A 17,545-nucleotide genomic window follows, 5' to 3' on the forward strand; every position below is an offset into this window, starting at 1 on the left:
GCTGCGCCGCATGATCGCGCATCTCAAGGGCATCCTGACCTCGACCGGCACCGACCATGCGGTGATCGACGTCCACGGGGTCGGCTATCTGGTCGGCGCGTCGGCGCGGACGCTGGCGACCATCGGGCCGGTCGGCGAGGCCGCCACCCTCTTCACCGACATGCTGGTCGCCGAGGACTTCATCCGGCTGGTCGGCTTTGCCAGCGCCGCCGAGCGCGACTGGTTCCGGTTGCTGACCGGAGTGCAGGGTGTCGGCGCGCGCGTGGCGCTGGCGATCCTCTCCGCGCTGGAGCCCGCCGATCTCGGCCGCGCGGTGATGGCGCAGGACAAGGCGACGGTGGCGCGCGCCAACGGCGTCGGGCCGAAGCTGGCCGAACGGATCGTGCGCGAATTGAAGGACAAGGTGGGCGGGGTGGCGCTGGGACCGGCGGCGGCGGCGCAGGTGGTGCCGGTGGGCGCTGGCGCGGACGCGGTGTCGGCGCTCTTGAACCTAGGGTTCCGGCCCGCGGAGGCGGCGAGCGCAGTCGCGGCGGCGGAGGAGGAACTGGGCGACGGTGCCTCGCTGGACGCGCTGGTGCGGCTGGCGTTGCGCAAGGCGGCGAAATAGCGGGGCGCCGGCCGGCTCGGCAGGGTGCGCGGGACACGCACTTCGACAAGCTCAGTGCGAACGGGTCAGGGGTGCGAGCCGTGCGCGACGGCCGTCATTCCCGCCCTTCGACTGCCTGCAAGGCAGGCGCTCAGGATGAACTTCGGCCAGCGGCCAAAGGCGGGGATCCAGAACCTCCGACGTTCGCCTGTTACGAGAACCTGCGCGTCTGGATTCCCGCCTACGCGGGAATGACGGTTGAGGTGAGGTCACCCCGACTCGCGCCGGGGTGACGGACGTTACGCGCTGGCAGGGGCGCCGCTGCCGCCGCGACCGCGACCGCGACCGCCGCGGCTGCGGCGGTTGCCGCCCGGGCCGCCGGTGGCGTTGGCGTAGTTGCGGCCGCCCCCGCCCGCGCCTGCACCCGCGCTGCGTGCGCCTTGCGCCGAGCCCGGCGTCGCGCGCGGGGCGTGGCTGGCCTTCGGACGCGCCGGACCGCGCTGCTGCCGCGGGCGATCCTCGCGCGGGGCGGGGTCGGCGCCGATCGTCTTGACGCGCTGCGCCTTGAGGACCTCCGCCTGCTTCATGAAGTCGTCGGGAAGCGGGGCGACCGTCACCTTCTGGCGGGTCAGCTTCTCGATGTCCTTCAGGTACGGCTTCTCGTCGTCCGCGCAGAAGGCGATCGCCTCACCGCTGCGCCCGGCGCGCGCGGTGCGGCCGATGCGGTGGACATATTGCTCGGCGACGTTGGGCAGCTCGAAATTGAAGACGTGGCTGACGCCCGAGACGTCGATGCCGCGCGCGGCGATGTCGGTGGCGACCAGGATCGGCACCTCGCCCGACTTGAACAGCGCCAGCGCACGCTCGCGCTGCGGCTGGCTCTTGTTGCCGTGGATCGCGCTGGCGGCGATGCCGTTGCCCGCCAGCAGCTTCACGACGCGGTCGGCGCCGTGCTTGGTGCGGGTGAACACCAACGCGCGATCGATCGGCATCTGACGCAGGAGGATCGTGAGCAGCGCCTGCTTCTCCTGCTGGTTGCAGAAGATGACCGACTGGTCGACGCGCTCGGCGGTGGTCGACTGCGGCACGACGCTGACCGTCGCGGGATCGGTCAGGAACTGGTCGGCGAGCTGGCGGATCGACGGCGGCATGGTGGCCGAGAAGAACAGCGACTGGCGCTTGCGCGGCAGCATCCGCACGATCTTCTTGAGCGCGTGGATGAAGCCGAGGTCGAGCATCTGGTCGGCCTCGTCCAGCACCAGGATCTCGAGCATCGACAAGTTCACGAAGCCCTGCTCGACGCAATCGATCAGGCGGCCCGGCGTCGCGACGAGGATGTCGACGCCGCGCGCGACGTCGTTGCGGTTCTTGTTGATGCTGGTCCCGCCGAAGACGGTCGCGACCGACAGCTTCGAGAACTGGCCATAAGCGCGCGCCGAATCGGCGATCTGGCTGGCGAGTTCGCGCGTGGGGGCGAGGACGAGCATGCGGCAGTGCGTCGGCAGCACCTTCTTGCCCGCCGACAGCCGCTGGATCGACGGCAGCACGAAGGCGGCGGTCTTGCCGGTGCCGGTCTGCGCGATGCCGAGCAGGTCGCGGCCTTCAAGAAGCTGCGGGATCGAGTCGCGCTGGATCGGCGTGGGTTCGGTGTAGCCCTTGGCTTCGAGCGCGCGGACGAGCGGCTCGGCGAGGCCGAGCGTGGCGAATGACATGGAATAGGGTCCTAACAAACAGGCCCGCCGCACGCCCCAACAGGCGCACGGATGGCGGGGAAGATCGACACCCCGCGTGACTTGGGAAGCCCGTGAAAAACGACCGAGGCGGAGCCGGGACCCTGTGGGTCCGATCACGCTGCCAACGCCTCGATGGGGTCGCAGATGGCGAATTCACTGACCAAAGTCAAGCCCGCGCGGCAAAGCGGTTGCGCGCAACCCGCGGCGGCGTATCGCGTTCGCACCACGCCATGTCGCCGACACCCCCTTCTCCACCCCGTCCTTCTCCACCCCGTCCGCTGATCGATGCGCCCCCGGTCGGCCGTTGGGACTGGGACCTGGCGACGGACCGCGTCACCTGCGACGCGGACTTCGCGCGACTGTATGGCGTCGACGCGGACAAGGCGCGCGCGGGGGCGCCGATCGCGGAGTTCTTCGCCGGGATCGCGCCGGCCGACCTGCCGCGCGTGCGGGCGGCGATCGCGCACAGCATCGCCACCGGCGCGCCGTTCGACGAGGAATATCGCGTCACCGGCCTGGGCGGACGCTGGCGCTGGCTGGCGGCGCAGGGGCGCGTCGACCATGACGAAAGCGGGCGCGCGACGCACCTGCCCGGCATCAGCTTCGACATCGACGCACGCAAGCGCGCCGAGCTGCGGCTGTCGGCGCTGGTCGAGCTGGGCGACCGGCTGCGCGACCCCGGCGATGCCGGCGACCTGGCGCTGGCGGCGGCCAGGGTGCTGGGCAGCACGCTGGAGGTCAGCCGCGCGGGATACGGCACGGTGGATCCGGTGGCGGAGACGATCGTGACCGAGCGCGCCTTTTGCGCGGAGGGGATCGATGCGCTGCCCGGCATCCTGCACTTCCGCGATTACGGCAGCTATATCGAGGATCTGAAGAACGGCGTCACGGTCGCGATCGCCGACGTGCGCGAGGACGACCGGACGCGCGACACCGCCGAGGGGCTGCGCGCGCTGGCGGCGATGTCGTTCATCAACATGCCGGTCCACGAACAGGGCGGGTTCGTCGCCTTGCTCTACCTCAACCATGCCGAGCCGCGCGACTGGCTGCCCGAGGAACTGGCGTTCGTGCGCGAGGTGGCGGAACGGACGCGCGACGCGGTGGAGCGGCGCCGCGCCGAGACCGAGCTGGCGGCGCTGAACGCGCGGCTGGAGCAGGAGGTCGAGTCGCGCACCGCCGCGCTGATGGCCGTCGAGGAACAATTGCGGCAGGCGCACAAGATGGAGGCGGTCGGGCAGCTGACCGGCGGGCTGGCGCACGATTTCAACAACCTGCTGACCGGCATCTCGGGCGCGCTGGAAATGATGCAGGTCCGCGTCGCGCAGGGGCGGATCGGCGAGCTGGACCGCTATGTCGCCGCGGCACAGGGCGCGGCACGGCGCGCGGCGGCGCTGACCCACCGGCTGCTCGCCTTTTCGCGCCGCCAGACGCTGGACCCGCGCCCGACCGACGTCAACAAGCTGGTCGCGGGGATGGAGGAGCTGATCCACCGCACGCTGGGGCCGGCGATCACGCTGGAGGTCGTCGGTGCGGCGGGGCTGTGGAACACCCTGGTCGATCCCAACCAGCTGGAGAACGCGCTGCTGAACCTGTGCATCAACGCGCGCGACGCGATGCCGGACGGCGGGCGGGTGACGATCGAGACCGCGAACAAATGGCTGGACGAGCGCGCCGCCCGCCCGCGCGACCTGCCGCCCGGCCAGTACCTTTCGCTGTGCGTCACCGACACCGGCACCGGCATGACGCCGGAGGTGCAGGCGCGCGCGTTCGACCCGTTCTATACGACCAAGCCGATGGGCGAGGGCACGGGCCTGGGCCTGTCGATGATCTACGGCTTTGCACGGCAATCGGGCGGGCAGGTGCGGATCTACAGCGAGCCGGGCCAGGGCACGACGGTGTGCATCTACCTGCCGCGCCACCACGGCACGGTCGCCACCGACGAGGACGCCACGCTGCCGCTCGACCAGGCGTTGCCGGTCAAGGGAATGCCGACCGTGGTGGTCGTCGACGACGAGCCGACCGTGCGGATGCTGGTGATCGAGGTGCTCGACGGGCTGGGCTATACCGTGCTGGAGGCCGGCGACGGCGCGGCGGCGGTGCGCATCCTGGAAAGCGGGATCCGCCCCGACCTGCTGGTCACGGACGTCGGGCTGCCCGGGCAGATGAACGGGCGGCAGGTGGCGGATGCGGCGCTGGCGCACTTCCCGGAGCTGCGCGTGCTGTTCATCACCGGCTATGCCGAGAATGCGGTGATCGGCAACGGGCAGCTCGACCCGCACGTCGCGCTGCTGACCAAGCCGTTCACGATGGAAGGGCTGGCGGCGAAGGTCCGCGCGCTGCTCGCGGAGGGCTGACCTCAGCCGCCCGGCGCGTCGAGTTCGGCGAGGAAGGCGGCGACGCGTTCGTCGACCGACGCCGCGATCTCGCCCAATTGCCCCGCCAGCGCGCGCATCACCCCTGCGTCGGCACCCGCTTCGTGTGCGCGCGCCAGCACGTCGCCCATGCTCGCCTCGATCTGCACCGCCGCGGCGCCGACCGCGCCGACGTCGGTGCCGATCGCGCGCGCGGCCGCCCGCTGTTCGCGCACCGCCGCCATCACGCTGGCCGACAGTTCATCGATCGCGTCGACCGCCTGCGCGATCCCGGCATGCCCGTCGGCGACCGCACCGGTCGCGGTGCGGATATGCGCGACATGATCGGCGATCCCGCCCGCGGCGGTGCGGGTCTGTGCCGCGAGCGCCTTCACCTCGCCGGCCACCGCGGTGAAGCCGCGCCCCGCCTCGCCCGCGCGCGCGCATTCGATCGTGGCGTTCAGCGCGAGCATCGCGGTCTGCTGCGCGATGGTGTCGATCAGCGCGCTGACGCTGGCGATCGCATCCGCCGCCTCGCCGAGCGCCGCGATCTGCCCGCGTTCCGAGCGGGTGCGCGCCACCGCGTCCCGCGTCACGCGCTCGGCGGCGTCCATCCGCTGTTCGACGCCGCCGAGCGCGCCCGCGAAATCCTGCGCGCGCGCGCCGATCCGTTGCAGGTTGATCGTGGTCCCGCCGATCGCGGCGGCGACCTCCCCGGTGCGCGCGTCGATCGTCGCGGCGCGGTCGGCGATCCGGCGCGATGCGGTGTCGACCCGTCCCGACACGTCGCCCAGCGCACGGGCCATCGCCTCGCCATCGGTGCGGAAGCGGTGCGCGGCCGCCTCGATCCGGCCCGCGCGACGGCGCTCGGCGGCGTGCGCGCGCCCGGCGTGTTCCGCCGCGATCCGCAACAGCACCGGCTGCGCGACGATGCCCGCGAAGCGCCCGCCGCGCGTCAGCACCAGCCCCTCCGCGGCATCGACCGCGCGCCACGCCGCCAGCGCCGCGACCACCGGGCTGCCGATCTCGATCGTCGCGCATGGCAGCATTTTGCCCGCCACGCCCATCGACAGCCCGCGGTTGCTGAGCAGCGCATGGCCGAACGGATTGAACAGCAACGCGCGCATGTCGCGCTCCAGCAGCGCACCGCACGGGCGGTCGTGATCGTCGACGATCGCGATCATCCGCACGTCGGGCGCCGCACGCAGCAAGGTGACCGCGGCGAGCAGCGGCGCGTCGCGCGGCAGCGTGCTGGCATCGGTCGCCCAATCGGCGTCGACCACGTCGCCGGCGGGCGCGGCGGGGGGCGGCGGGACGAGGCGAAGCGCAGGTTTCATGCCGCCCGGCCTAGCTTGCCGGAGTAAACGGCGGCTTTCCCGTGCGTGACGGTACGATGAATCCGCGCGCCGGCGGAACCGCGGCGCAACCCCGGTCTTTGATCCACCGCAAGTCGGCGCCGACGCACGGCGCGTGTCGAACGAGGATTCTTCATGACCGATACCCTGACCCGACCGGCCGGCAACGGCGGCGAGACGCATCAGACGACCGATGCCGATCACCCGGTGCTGACCACCAATCACGGGATGCCGGTGTCGGACAACCAGAACCAGCTGAAGGTGGGCCCGCGCGGCCCCGTGCTGCTGGAGGACGAAGTCTATCGCGAGAAGATGAACCACTTCGACCATGAGCGCATCCCGGAGCGGATCGTCCATGCGCGCGGATCGGCCGCGCACGGTTATTTCGAATGCACCGACAGCCTGGCCGACATCACCCGCGCCGACCTGTTCCAGAAGAAGGGGCAGCGTACCGACGTCTTCGTGCGCTTCTCGACGGTGGCGGGCGGCGCCGGGTCGGTCGACACGCCGCGCGACGTGCGCGGCTTCGCGGTGAAATTCTACACGCGCGAGGGCAATTGGGACCTCGTCGGCAACAACATCCCCGTCTTCTTCATCCAGGACGCAATGAAGTTCCCCGACCTGATCCATGCCGCCAAGATGGAGGCGGATCGCGGATACCCGCAGGCCGCGACCGCGCACGACACCTTCTGGGACTTCATCAGCCTGATGCCCGAGGCGACGCACATGATCATGTGGGCGATGTCGGACCGCACGCTGCCGCGCAGCTTCGCGACGATGGAGGGGTTCGGCATCCACACCTTCCGCTTCGTCAACGCCGAGGGGAAGAGCACCTTCGTCAAGTTCCACTGGAAGCCGCGCGCCGGGCTCGCCTCGACGATCTGGGACGAGACGGTGAAGATCGCGGGCGCCGACCCCGACTTCCAGCGCCGCGACTTGTTCGAGCGGATCGGGCGCGGCGACTATCCGGAATGGGATCTGGGCGTGCAGCTGTTCGACGAGGAATTCGCCAACAGCCAGCCCTACGACGTGCTGGACGCAACCAAGATCATCCCCGAGGAGGTCCTGCCGGTGCGGATCGTCGGCAAGCTGGTGCTCGACCGCTATCCCGACAATTTCTTCGCCGAGACCGAGCAGGTCGCCTTCTGCCCCAGCCATATGGTGCCCGGGATCGACCATTCGAACGACCCGCTGCTGCAAGGGCGGCTGTTCAGCTATCAGGACACGCAGATCAAGCGGCTGGGATCGACCAACTGGCATCAGCTGCCCATCAACCAGGCCAAGGGGCGCGCCGATGCGGCGGGCTGCCCGTTCCTGAACATGCAGCGCGACGGGCATATGCAGATGCAGGTGCCCAAGGGACGCGCGAACTACGAGCCGAACAGCCTGCACCTGGCCGGCGAGCCGGGCGGCCCGCGCGAGGATCCGAACGGGTTCAAGACGTTCCCGGCGGAGGAGAGCGGGCCGAAGCTGCGTATCCGTGCGGAGAGCTTCGCCGACCATTATTCGCAGGCGCGGCTGTTCTGGCGCTCGATGGATCCGGCCGAGCAGGCGCATATCGCCTCCGCCTTCGTCTTCGAGCTGAGCAAGGTGTCGATCCCGCACATCCGCGTCGCGCAGCTCGCCAACCTGCGCAACGTCGACGAGGAACTGGCGCAGCGTGTCGCCGACGGGCTGGCGATCGACCTGCCCGCGGCATCCCCGACCAGCGCGCCGGTGCTCGACATGCCACCCTCCCCGGCGCTGCGGATCGTGCGCGGGCCGCGCGAGAAGCACACGCTGGAGGGGCGCACGGTCGGCATCCTGTTCGCGGACGGCACCGATCGCGAGGAGTTCGAGACGACGATCGCGGCGGTGAAGGCGGCGGGCGGCCACCCGCTGACGATCGCGCCGAAGGTCGGGGCGGTGCGGTTGTCGGACGGGACGACGGTGGCGGCGGATGCGCAGCTGTTCGGCCAGCCATCGGTCACCGTCGACGCCTGCGCGGTGATCCTGTCGGAGACGGCGTGCGCGACGCTGAAGAAGGAAGGCGCGGCGGTGCAGTGGGTGATGGATGCGTTCGGCCACCTGAAGGCGATCGGGCATAACGAGGCGGCCAAGCCGCTGCTCGACAAGGCCGGGGTGGAGCCCGATGCGGGCGTCACCGACCTGGAGGCGTTCGTCGACGCCGCCAAGCAGCGCTATTGGGACCGCGAACCCAACGTCCGCACGCTGGCCTGAGGAGGAGCGGCGATGCTCGAACACGTACCGCACTGGCTCGGCAGCCTGATGCACAATGTCCGCGCCGGCCATGCCAAGCTGGCGATCGTGCAGGACGGCGTGGTCACCGGCGACGCGCGGCTGGACCTGTCCAGCCTCGCGTTCGCCGATGGCGCGCGGCTGCCCGAGCGGTTCACCGCCGACGGCGAGGGCGTGTCGCCGCCGCTGGCATGGCGCGGGGTGCCGGCGGGCACCGCGGCGCTGGCGCTGCTGGTCGAGGACCCCGACGCCCCCGCCCCCCAGCCGTTGGTCCATGCTGTGGTGTGGAACCTGCCGCCCGAGGACGGGTCGCTGCCCGAGGGCGCGATCGCGCCGGATGGGCACGGCGGCGACGACGGGTCGGATGTCGGGCGCAACAGCTATGCCCAAGAGGGCTGGCTGCCACCCGATCCGCCGACCGGGCACGGCAGCCACGACTATGTCTTCCAGCTGTTCGCGCTGCGTGAGGCGGTGCCGGTCGACGTCAATCCGGGGCGCAGCGACCTGCTCGACGCGATCCGCGGGCGCGTGCTGGCGGCGGGGATGCTGGTCGGCACCTATTCGCGCGGCGAAGAGGCGCCGGTCGGCCCCGCCCCTGCCGCGCCGCAGGTGGCGTGACGAGGGTGACCGCACCGCTGCGCGTCCATGCGCCGCCCGTCGCGCTCGGCCTGGCGGGGCTGTTGCCGCAGGCGTTTTGCGTCGCGCTGGCGATGGTACGCGCCGACTCGCGCGTGGCGGCGGCGGTGGCGGGCGGCGGGTATGCCGCGCTGATCCTGTCGTTCCTCGGCGGGATGTGGTGGATGCAGGCCCTGTCGCGCAGCGAGGCACGGTGGTGGCCGTACCTGCTGGCGGTGGCGCCGAGCCTGGTCGCATGGGCGGCGTTGCTGATGGCGCTGTCGGGAGTCGCGCCGCCCGGAGCGGTGCTGACGCTGCTGGCGGTGACGTTGCTGGCCAGCCCGCTCGGCGATCGCGCGGTCGGGCCATTGCTGCGCAGCGTGGCGGCGTGGCGCACCCTCCGCCTGGTGCTGTCGGGCGGGCTGGGTGCGCTGACGCTGGTGCTGGCGGCGGTGGCCGGGCGGGGGTAACCGCCCGGCCCGCACTCGCCTTTTAGTCTAGCTCGCGCCGCGCCGGTGGCGGTATGGGCGCGACGCCACGGGCTTCGACAAGCCCGGCGCGAACCGCCCGCGGCGTCAGTGCCGGGCGGCGGCGGCCTTTTTCGCATAATGATGGTGCGCGACGGCGCACCCGGCGGCGGCGCCCATCAGGCCATGGCCCTTGCCGACCATATGCCCGGCGACGCCACCGGCGACCGCGCCGCGCAGACAGCCCTTGGCGGAGGCGGGGGATGCAGCGAGCACCGTGGCGGCGATCGCGGCGATGATCACGGAACGCATATCTTCTCTCCTTGGTGAGTGGAGCGAAGATAGGGCGTCGCCGCCGCTTGTCCCGTTACAAGGAGGACAGGCGGCGGACAGGTGGCGACAAGGCGGCACGCCACGATCGGCCGGCGCCGCCCCGGTCGTTCAGGGCCCGGTCGTTCAGGCGAGGGCGCGGCTGACCGCGGCGGTCTTGCGGCGACGCAGCGCCGCGCCGACCACCCCGAAGCCGAGGATCATCATCGCCCAGGTCGCGGGTTCGGGCACCGCGCCGGTGGGCGGAGTCACGGGTGCGTTGAGGTTCACCTGGAACGAGCTGCTGTCGAGGAAATCGACGTTGGAGAGGTCGATGGTCAGCGCGCCGCGGTCCAGCGACAGGTTGCCGGCATCCAGCCCGAAGACGCCGTCCACATCGCCGAGATCGGCGAAGTCGAGCGTCGACGTCTCGTTGCTGAAGTAGAGCGCGAAATCATCCGGCAAGCCGAACCCGCCGGCCAGCACCGGATTGCCCGCGTTCCGGATCGTCAGGAGCCCGGCGGAGAAATCCGCCAGCAGGGCAACGCCATACTGGTCGAGTTCGAGCGCGAACTCGGTGCCGCTGCCGACGGTTGCGCGCGAGACCGAGCACGTGAAGTTGAGCGCTCCGCAGGTCACGGAATCGCCGACCGACACGGCGGCGGAGGCGGGTGCGGAAAGAAGGGCGCCGGCGAGTGCCAGCCCGGCCAAAAGGTGCTTCTTCATGTCACTTCCCCTGTTTCGCCGGCGATGCCGACCGTTAACCTGATCTTGCAGCAATAAGTTAACGTCGCGTTAACGTTGCAGGGGCGGAATCAGATGCGGGTGTAACGAAAATACCGGATTTTTCCCGCAGCTTGGCGCGAGGGACAGCTTTCCTGCGGCGTCTCTGACGTGTGGCGGGCGCATCATCGAGCGCCATCACTGCTCGGACTGCTCCTCCACATGCTCTGCCAACCGCCGCATCGCCGCGATGACGTCGTCGCGCTGGACCGGCTTGGGGTAGAATTCGGCGCGGGCCGGGAGCGTCAGATCCTGCTCCGTGAAATACGCCGCGGTCAGCACGATCTCGATCGGCGGCCAGCGATCGCGGATGCGCGCCGCGAGCTCGATACCCTTGATCCCCCGCGGCATATCGAGGTCCATGTAGACGATGCGGATGTCCGGGCGGGTTTCGAGGATGTGGATCGCGTCATCGACGCTCATCGCCTCGACCGCTTCGAAACCGGCCTGATCGACCATGTCGAGGGCATCGATGCGGAGGATGGGTTCATCCTCGATCACCAACACGGGGTGACGCTTTATCGGAGTTGACTGTCCCATAACGCGGTACGCTACGCCTGCTGCATTTGCTCGAGGGGGCCGACATTTCCGCTGTGAACCCTTGTTCCTCGTAACGCAGGTTTACGCCGCCCGATCCCGTCAATCCCATGCGAATGATGCGAGACCCAAAGCCGCGACGGGTCGGTTCGATGGCCGGCGGCCCGCCACGCTCGACCCAGCGCAGCGACAACGTCGCGTCGGCGCCGGTGCCCGCGACCGACCAGGCAATCGCAACGTCGCCGTCCGGCACGCTCAGCGCGCCGTACTTCGTCGCGTTGGTCGCCAGTTCGTGGAGCAACAGCGACAGCGCAAGGGTGGCGCGTGGACCGATCGTCAGGTCCGGCCCCTCGATACGGAAGCGATGGGACTCATCGAAGCTGCACAGCGCGGCACGCGCCACGTCACCGAGCGATGCCGCCGACCAACTCTCCTTCACGAGGACGTCGTGCGCTGCCGACAACGCGTTGAGCCGCTTGCTGAATGCCGACAACATGGCGGGATCGGCGGTGCCCAGCGTCTGGATCGCGATGGCCTGCACGATACTCAGCGTGTTCTTCAGACGGTGCGACAGCTCGCCATTGAGCAGGTGCAGCTGATCCTCGGCGGCCTTCCTGTCGCGGTAATCACGCGTGACCGTGCCGTACCCGACCAGCGCGCCATCTTCGTCGGTGATCGGGAAGACAGAATACAGGACGGGGATCAGCTTGCCGGTTCCGAAGTGGCGGAAGCTCAACTCGCCAGACCAAGTTCCCCCGGCCGCCACGGCGGGCAGCACGTCCTTCTGCACGATCTCGTTCTGATCAGGCGGGAAGAAGTCCGCTACGGTGAGGCTGCGGCCATCGGCATCGTCCAGGCCGACAAGGCGTCGAGCCGCATCGTTGAGGTAGACGACGCGCCCGTCGGTATCCGCCATGCCGACGAAATCGGTGCTGTTCTCCGCCAGGCGGACGAAGCGATCACGTTCCTGCTCGCTGGCACGCAGATCGGTGATGTCGCGCGACACGGACAGGATGCGCGCCGGCTGCCCATCCGGGCCGTTGATCGGGCTGACCGCCACGTGCCACCAGCGCGATTTACCCGCGAACGTGTCGGCCTTGCCGATGAAGCTCGCCGCCCGTCCCTGGCGCGCCGCTCCGATCGCCGCCACTGCTTCCGCATTGGCAGCGCCCTGCCAGAAGTCCGGCCAGGGACAACCGGCGACCGTGTTGAAGTCGCTCACCTCCATCACCCGCTGCCCGCCTTCGCTCATGAAGGCGAGGCGACCGTCGAGATCGAGAACCTTGATACAGTCGGTGGAGCTGGCCAGCACGCTCGACACGAACGCCTCGCGCTCCAGCGCCTGCCGCTCGCTTTCGGCCAGCGACGCGTTCAGCGTGCGCGCCTTCGCCAGCGATGTCCGGAGCGCCCCTGCCAACGCGACGAGCCCCAGATCGACGATCAGAAACAGTCCGCCCGCCGTCCATTGCGACTGCGACAGATCTCCCAGGTGCGACGGCCCGAGAATGGAGGCCATTCCCAACGCCGCAGACAGGCACGCTGCGACGTAGCCGGGCCCGCGTGACAGCGTCAGGGTGATGGCGATCGTGGCGGGGATGAAGAGCAGCCACGGCAGTGAGGCGGGCAAAAACAGCACCCGCGCCAGGGCCATGAGCACGATCACCAGCACTGCAGCCGCATATTGGGCAACGGCCGGGAGCGGGCGATCGAACGATCGCCCGACGGCGCGGTCGATGAAAGTGCTTTCGGAAGTCGACGTCATCAGCGCTCCGCTCGAATGCCGCGGCATGCTGCACCCAGCGGCCGCGCTAGCACGTACCGATTGGCGTCGAAACGGCCCTAGCGACGGTTTTTCCGCCTCACTGTCATCGAATTTCGAGGTCGACGAGCAGCTGCCAAACCGCGCAACCGTGCGTCCCCGGCTTCTCGTCGTTCGCAGCAGCGGCGCGCTTACGCGTGAACCGCCCGGCCGATGGCGGCGACGATGCTCCGCACGTTCGAGGGCTTTTCGCAGCGCGCGACATGCTGGAACGCGGCCGGGATCGCGCCCGCGTCATAGCCGGTGGTGAAGATGACCGGCACATCCCGGCGCAGGAGCAGTTCGGCCGCCGGGAAGATCGGTTCGCCTTGGAGGTTCACGTCCAGCACCGCGCCGTCGATCGGCTCACCCGAGCCGATTGCCGCCAGCGCCTCGTCGACGGACGCCAGCGGTCCCAGCACGATCGCACCTTCGTCCTCCAGTTCCAACTGCAACTGCTCGGCGATGAGGTATTCGTCCTCCACGACCAGGATGCGGCAGCCGCGCAACGTTCGCTCACCCGTCATCGTCCGCTTCCGTCCGGTTCGAGATAGGAAGCGTGATAGTGCAATGGACCCCATCGGACTTTAACGTGTAAGTTGTTTTGGCATTTAGTTGATAAGGCAGCGCTTTTTCTATCAGGTCGCGCCCCTGCCCGCTGCCGCGCGCGGGCGCGTCGGCCGCCGGCATGACGACGCCGGCCTCCCGCCAGTCGATATGCAGGACGGGTCGCCCGCCACCGTCGGACGCGGTCGTCCTCCAAGTGATGGTCAGCGTTCCGGCAGGTTGCGCAAGCGCACCATATTTCATCGCGTTGGTTGCGAGTTCGTGGAGCGCCATCGCCAGCGTCTGAACCGTGGACGAGCGCAGGATCACGCCCGGGGGCCCGTCCAGCCGGACCCGCTCCAGATCGCCGTCCATCGCCGCCAGTTCCGACCGGATCAGTTCGCCGAAGGTCACGCGCGCCACGTCATCCGTCCGCGACAGCAGCCCCTGCACGCGCGCGAGCGCCTCCAGCCGATCCCGGAACCGCGGCCGAAAGTCTTCCAGTGTCGCACTGTTGCGGGCCGTCTTCTCGGCGACCGATCGCACCACGCCGATCAGATTGCGCGTCCGATGCTGAAGTTCGCGCACCAGGATCTGCTGCCGGTTTTCCCATTCCCGTCGCAGCGTGATGTCCTGCATGACGCCGATCATGCGGTACGGCTGGTCGTTGTCGTCGTAGAAGAAGCATCCCAGCGCCGAGCACCACAGCGTCTTGCCATCCGGATGGACGACGCGGAATTCCGCGGTGTAGGTCCGCTTCTCTTCGCGCGCGGCGATCAGCTCCTGTTCGGTGGCCGCGCGGTCTTCCGGATGCACCCGGGCCGCCCAGGCCTCGTAGCTCGGCTGGATCTCCCCGGGTTCATACCCCTCCAGCCGGTAGTGCTCTTCGGACCAGTCGACCGTGTTGCTGGGTATGTCCCAGTCCCATGTGCCGAGCCGAGCGGTCCTGAGCGCCAGTTCCAGACGCTCGGCGCTGACCCTTGCCGCATTCTCGGAACAGCGGCGATCGGTCACGTCCTGACCGATCTTCATGAAGCCGGTGGCGCGGCCCCTGGCGTCTTTCAGGGCGGTCGTCTGGCCGTCGATGAACACGCGCGATCCGTCCTTGCGGATATGCCATCGCACGTTGGGAGAGCGTCCGTCGCGCAGCGCGCCTTCGCACTCAAGTTGCGGAATCCCGGCTTCCCGATCTTCCGGCGTGAAGATGATCTCTGCCAGCTGCCCGACAGCTTCGTGCTGGCTCCAGCCGAAAACCGCCTCCGCCCCCGGTAACCAGTCGGTGATGCGGTCGTCCAGGTCGGTCAGGAAGATGGCATAGTCCCGGGCATTCTCGACGATCAGCCGATGGAGCGTCCCGGCATGCTCAAGCTGGCGAAGCTTTCCCAGCCGATCGATGACCGGGCCGAGCGTCATCGCGTAGGTCCGCAGAAAATCGATGTCGTCCTGATCGAATGCGCGCGGCTCGCGAGCGTCGACCTGCAAGACACCGAAGGGCCGCTTGCCGGGCAGCATGATCGGCACGTTCACCAGCGCGACCACGCCATGATCCCGCATGAAACCGGGAAAGTCGAATCGCTCCTCGTGGACGATGTCCCGGGTGATCAGCGGCTCACCGCTTTCTATGGCGAAGGCCTCGGACGATCGCTCGTCCAACCGGATGCGGGCCCGGCCGATGACATCATCGTTCCATCCCACGCCCGCCCGCACCAGGGCTGTCCCATCGTCGCGCTCGATCTCGAGGATCTTCGCCAGATCGGTATCCAGCGCTTCGGCGATCAGCCGGCACGCCTCGTTCAGAAGGATGTCGAGGTCGTCGCAGTCGAGAACGAGTTGGCCGAAGCGCGCCAGCACTCGTTGTCGTTCGAGCAATTCGTCCTGGCTTGCCATCGCATCCTCCCTGGCTCGCACGGGGCAAGCCTGTCGGGTGCTACGTGGGCCAACGAGCCCGCCCCATAATCTGGCGCATGCCAATTGCAGAACGTGCCGGTAAGACGATGTAGATCAACCACTTTTCCAAATTACATGGATAGCTTCCGTGCACCATGCACCGTGCACCGTGCACGTTGCACGGTCGAGGAAGACCAGACCATGTGCCACGCGCTGGTGATAGAAGACGAGCCGTTCATCGCGATGCAGATCGAGGACGTCCTGCGCGACGGTGGCGCGGATACCGTCACGATCGCCGCGACCGAGGCCGATGCGATTGCTGCGGCGCAAGCCCGGCGTCCCGACTTCATCGCCTCCGACGTCCGCTTGCTGGAGGGCACCGGACCCGGCGCTGTTGAGGTCATCCGCACGATGTTCGCGAGCGTACCGGTCACCTTCATCACGGCCTGGCCGGAAGCCTGCCGCGGCCTCGACAATGTAGAGATATTGTCGAAGCCGGTCAGAGCCACCAGCCTGCTCGACTCGTTCAGACGGGCTGCGCCGAACTGCTGACCGCAGGCGGAGCTGGCTGACGACCGTCGCCACGCCGATGGCCTGCATGGGCATGCCGCGAGGCGCCGGCGCGCTGACCGACGTCGCCCCCGCATCCCGCGCGCGACGCACGCCGCAGAGCCGATCCACGATCGCCCGTGCCGGCACCTCGCATGTTGCCCCTCGCCGCTGTCCGCCCTCCCGGCAATCACGCCAGCCGGGGGTGAGGGAATAAGGGAAAACCGGCTTCCGCTACGCCGGGGGCAGCGCCCCAAGCGCCGACGCGTCAGACACGAATATACCTGAAATACCAGACCTCGTGCCCCTGCCGTCGCGCCTTGCGTTCGTAGCGGGTCTCGGGCCAGTCGGCGGGGCGTTCGAGGAAGTCGTGCGGTACCTGCGCCTGCCAGACAAAATCGCGGCGCTGGTTCATCACCATCATCGACCAGCGGCAATAGGTCGGGTCGTCGGTGCCGAGGCGGAACTCCGCCCCCGGCTTCAGCTTGCGCGCGATCAGGTCGAGCGGGCCGTGGTTCATCATCCGGCGCTTGGCGTGGCGCGCCTTGGGCCAGGGATCCGGGTGGAGCAGGTAGACGCGGTCGAGCGAGGCGTCGGGCAGCCGCTCCACCACTTCCAGCGCGTCGCCCATGTGGATGCGGACATTGTCGAGCGCGCCGTCGCGGACATGGCCGAGCGCGCCGACCACGCCGTTCAGGAACGGCTCGCATCCGATGAAGCCGGTAGCGGGCGCCGCGGCGGCCTGCCCGGCGAGATGCTCCCCGGCGCCGAAGCCGATCTCGACATGGAGCGGACGGTCGTCGCCGAACAGCCGCGCGGCGTCGAGCGCGCCGTCTTCCGGCACCGCGATGCGCGGCAGCAAGTCCTCGACCAGCGCCGCCTGCCCCGCGCGCAATGCATGGCCCTGACGCCGGCCGTAGAGGCGGCGGATCGTTGTGGGATCGTTCATGCGGCAGCGCCTACCGCACGGGCGCGCGAAACGAAACGGAGGAAGCGATGCGTAGCGGTTGGATCGGGGCGGCGACGGTGGCAGCGGCGGTAGGGCTGGCGACAGGCCCGGCATGGGCGCAATTGTCGAGCCCGGCATCGATCTCGATGCTGCACGGCGAGGGCGGGTGGACGCCGGCGGTCTTCGTCTGCGACTCGACCGATCGCGACCGCGTGCTGGTGCTCTCCCCGCCCGACCGCAACCGCATGGCGACGCTGACGAGCCTGTCGAAGCCGGGGCTGGTCCGCTACCAGACGCGGGTGCGCGTCGGGGCGGGCGATCCGGGCGCCGGGCAGATCTATTATCCGCTGAGCACCGAAGCCGGGCGCGAGGTCGGCAACGTCCACGCGATCAATCCGGGGATGATCGATGCGGGGGCGACGACGCCGACCGTGACCTCGGTGACATATGGCCGCGACACGACCGGGTGCCGCTTCGTCGCGCAGACGCGCGTGCTGGGCGCGACCGCGAAGCGATCGGTGCAGGTGGTGCGCAGCGAGCGCGACGGCTTCGTCTATCGCAGCTACGACCACGACACCGATCTGCCCGCGATCGACACGCCCGGCGGCGGGCGGGACACACGCGCGTCGCTGACCATCACCGGCGGGCGATTGGTCGAGGAGCGCGGCGGGCGGCGCGTCTATCAGTTCGCGAACGGCGGCTATGTCTACCGCGTGTTCGCCTCGGTCGATGCGAGCAAGGGCGGCGGGGGCGTGCAGGTGTGGCAGGGCGGGCGGATGGTGCTGTCCGAACCGTTCGCCGCCTATACCGCGGCATCGTGAGCGGGACCGAAAGCGCGCGCG

General features: G+C 69.3%; 16 protein-coding genes. 7 read left to right on the forward strand and 9 right to left on the reverse strand.

Annotated elements, in window-relative coordinates:
- The first annotated feature begins 10 nt into the window (after positions 1-10).
- Positions 11-607, forward strand: a complete 597-nt coding sequence (ruvA, locus tag J2Y58_RS07790; protein WP_310101060.1) for a Holliday junction branch migration protein RuvA — start codon at positions 11-13, stop codon at positions 605-607.
- Positions 608-885: 278 nt separating this feature from the next.
- Here the strand turns inward: ruvA and J2Y58_RS07795 are convergent, their stop codons facing one another.
- Positions 886-2,298 carry a DEAD/DEAH box helicase gene (locus tag J2Y58_RS07795; protein WP_310101063.1) on the reverse strand — a complete coding sequence of 471 codons (1,413 nt, stop codon included), beginning with the start codon at positions 2,296-2,298 and terminating at the stop codon, positions 886-888.
- A 251-nt stretch (positions 2,299-2,549) separates the two neighbouring features.
- Here J2Y58_RS07795 and J2Y58_RS07800 point away from each other — a divergent pair, with 251 nt between their 5' ends.
- On the forward strand, positions 2,550-4,673 hold the full coding sequence (locus tag J2Y58_RS07800; RefSeq protein WP_310101065.1) for an ATP-binding protein: 2,124 nt from the start codon (positions 2,550-2,552) through the stop codon (positions 4,671-4,673).
- Between the two features lie 2 nt (positions 4,674-4,675).
- Here J2Y58_RS07800 and J2Y58_RS07805 read toward each other — a convergent pair whose 3' ends face one another.
- Positions 4,676-6,007, reverse strand: coding sequence for a methyl-accepting chemotaxis protein (locus J2Y58_RS07805; protein WP_310101068.1), 1,332 nt, complete (start codon positions 6,005-6,007; stop codon positions 4,676-4,678).
- A gap of 153 nt (positions 6,008-6,160) precedes the next feature.
- On the opposite strand from J2Y58_RS07805, the gene J2Y58_RS07810 reads away from it, so the two are divergent.
- From J2Y58_RS07810 to J2Y58_RS07820, 3 genes are read left to right on the forward strand one after another with little or no spacing between them, the layout of a single operon-like run.
- Positions 6,161-8,245 carry a catalase gene (locus J2Y58_RS07810; protein ID WP_310101071.1) on the forward strand — a complete coding sequence of 695 codons (2,085 nt, stop codon included), beginning with the start codon at positions 6,161-6,163 and terminating at the stop codon, positions 8,243-8,245.
- A 12-nt stretch (positions 8,246-8,257) separates the two neighbouring features.
- Positions 8,258-8,881 (forward strand): YbhB/YbcL family Raf kinase inhibitor-like protein, encoded by a 624-nt coding sequence (locus tag J2Y58_RS07815; RefSeq protein WP_310101073.1) that lies wholly within the window; start codon positions 8,258-8,260, stop codon positions 8,879-8,881.
- On the forward strand, positions 8,878-9,348 hold the full coding sequence (locus tag J2Y58_RS07820; RefSeq protein ID WP_310101076.1) for a DUF3429 domain-containing protein: 471 nt from the start codon (positions 8,878-8,880) through the stop codon (positions 9,346-9,348). Before J2Y58_RS07815 ends, J2Y58_RS07820 begins: the two co-directional genes overlap by 4 nt.
- Positions 9,349-9,453: 105 nt before the next feature.
- Here J2Y58_RS07820 and J2Y58_RS07825 read toward each other — a convergent pair whose 3' ends face one another.
- The 6 genes from J2Y58_RS07825 to J2Y58_RS07850 form a co-directional block, all read right to left on the reverse strand.
- On the reverse strand, positions 9,454-9,657 hold the full coding sequence (locus J2Y58_RS07825; RefSeq protein ID WP_310101079.1) for a hypothetical protein: 204 nt from the start codon (positions 9,655-9,657) through the stop codon (positions 9,454-9,456).
- Positions 9,658-9,801: 144 nt separating this feature from the next.
- A complete protein-coding gene (locus tag J2Y58_RS07830; RefSeq protein ID WP_310101081.1) occupies positions 9,802-10,380 on the reverse strand; it encodes a PEPxxWA-CTERM sorting domain-containing protein in 579 nt (192 codons plus the stop codon).
- 195 nt (positions 10,381-10,575) lie between these two features.
- Complete coding sequence (locus J2Y58_RS07835; protein ID WP_310101084.1) at positions 10,576-10,944, reverse strand: response regulator; 369 nt, start codon at positions 10,942-10,944, stop codon at positions 10,576-10,578.
- Entirely contained in the window at positions 10,925-12,736 is a 1,812-nt protein-coding gene (locus tag J2Y58_RS07840; protein ID WP_310101087.1) for a PAS domain-containing protein, read from the reverse strand. Before J2Y58_RS07840 ends, J2Y58_RS07835 begins: the two co-directional genes overlap by 20 nt.
- Before the next feature lie 188 nt (positions 12,737-12,924).
- Positions 12,925-13,299, reverse strand: coding sequence for a response regulator (locus J2Y58_RS07845; protein WP_310101090.1), 375 nt, complete (start codon positions 13,297-13,299; stop codon positions 12,925-12,927).
- On the reverse strand, positions 13,289-15,205 hold the full coding sequence (locus tag J2Y58_RS07850) for a PAS domain-containing protein (RefSeq protein ID WP_310101093.1): 1,917 nt from the start codon (positions 15,203-15,205) through the stop codon (positions 13,289-13,291). The genes J2Y58_RS07845 and J2Y58_RS07850 overlap by 11 nt, the downstream gene beginning before the upstream one ends.
- 201 nt (positions 15,206-15,406) lie before the next feature.
- Here J2Y58_RS07850 and J2Y58_RS07855 point away from each other — a divergent pair, with 201 nt between their 5' ends.
- The gene (locus tag J2Y58_RS07855) at positions 15,407-15,757 is read left to right on the forward strand and encodes a response regulator (protein ID WP_310101096.1); all 351 of its coding nucleotides are present in this window, start codon (positions 15,407-15,409) and stop codon (positions 15,755-15,757) included.
- 265 nt (positions 15,758-16,022) lie between these two features.
- On the opposite strand, the gene J2Y58_RS07860 is transcribed toward J2Y58_RS07855, so the two are convergent.
- A complete protein-coding gene (locus J2Y58_RS07860) occupies positions 16,023-16,703 on the reverse strand; it encodes a tRNA (guanine(46)-N(7))-methyltransferase TrmB (RefSeq protein WP_310101099.1) in 681 nt (226 codons plus the stop codon).
- Positions 16,704-16,750: 47 nt separating this feature from the next.
- Between J2Y58_RS07860 and J2Y58_RS07865 the strand changes: the two genes are divergently transcribed.
- Entirely contained in the window at positions 16,751-17,524 is a 774-nt protein-coding gene (locus J2Y58_RS07865; RefSeq protein WP_310101102.1) for a hypothetical protein, read from the forward strand.
- The last annotated feature ends 21 nt before the right edge of the window (positions 17,525-17,545 follow it).

It is taken from the genome of Sphingomonas sp. BE138 (genome assembly GCF_031456125.1).
Classification (GTDB): Bacteria; Pseudomonadota; Alphaproteobacteria; order Sphingomonadales; family Sphingomonadaceae; genus Sphingomonas.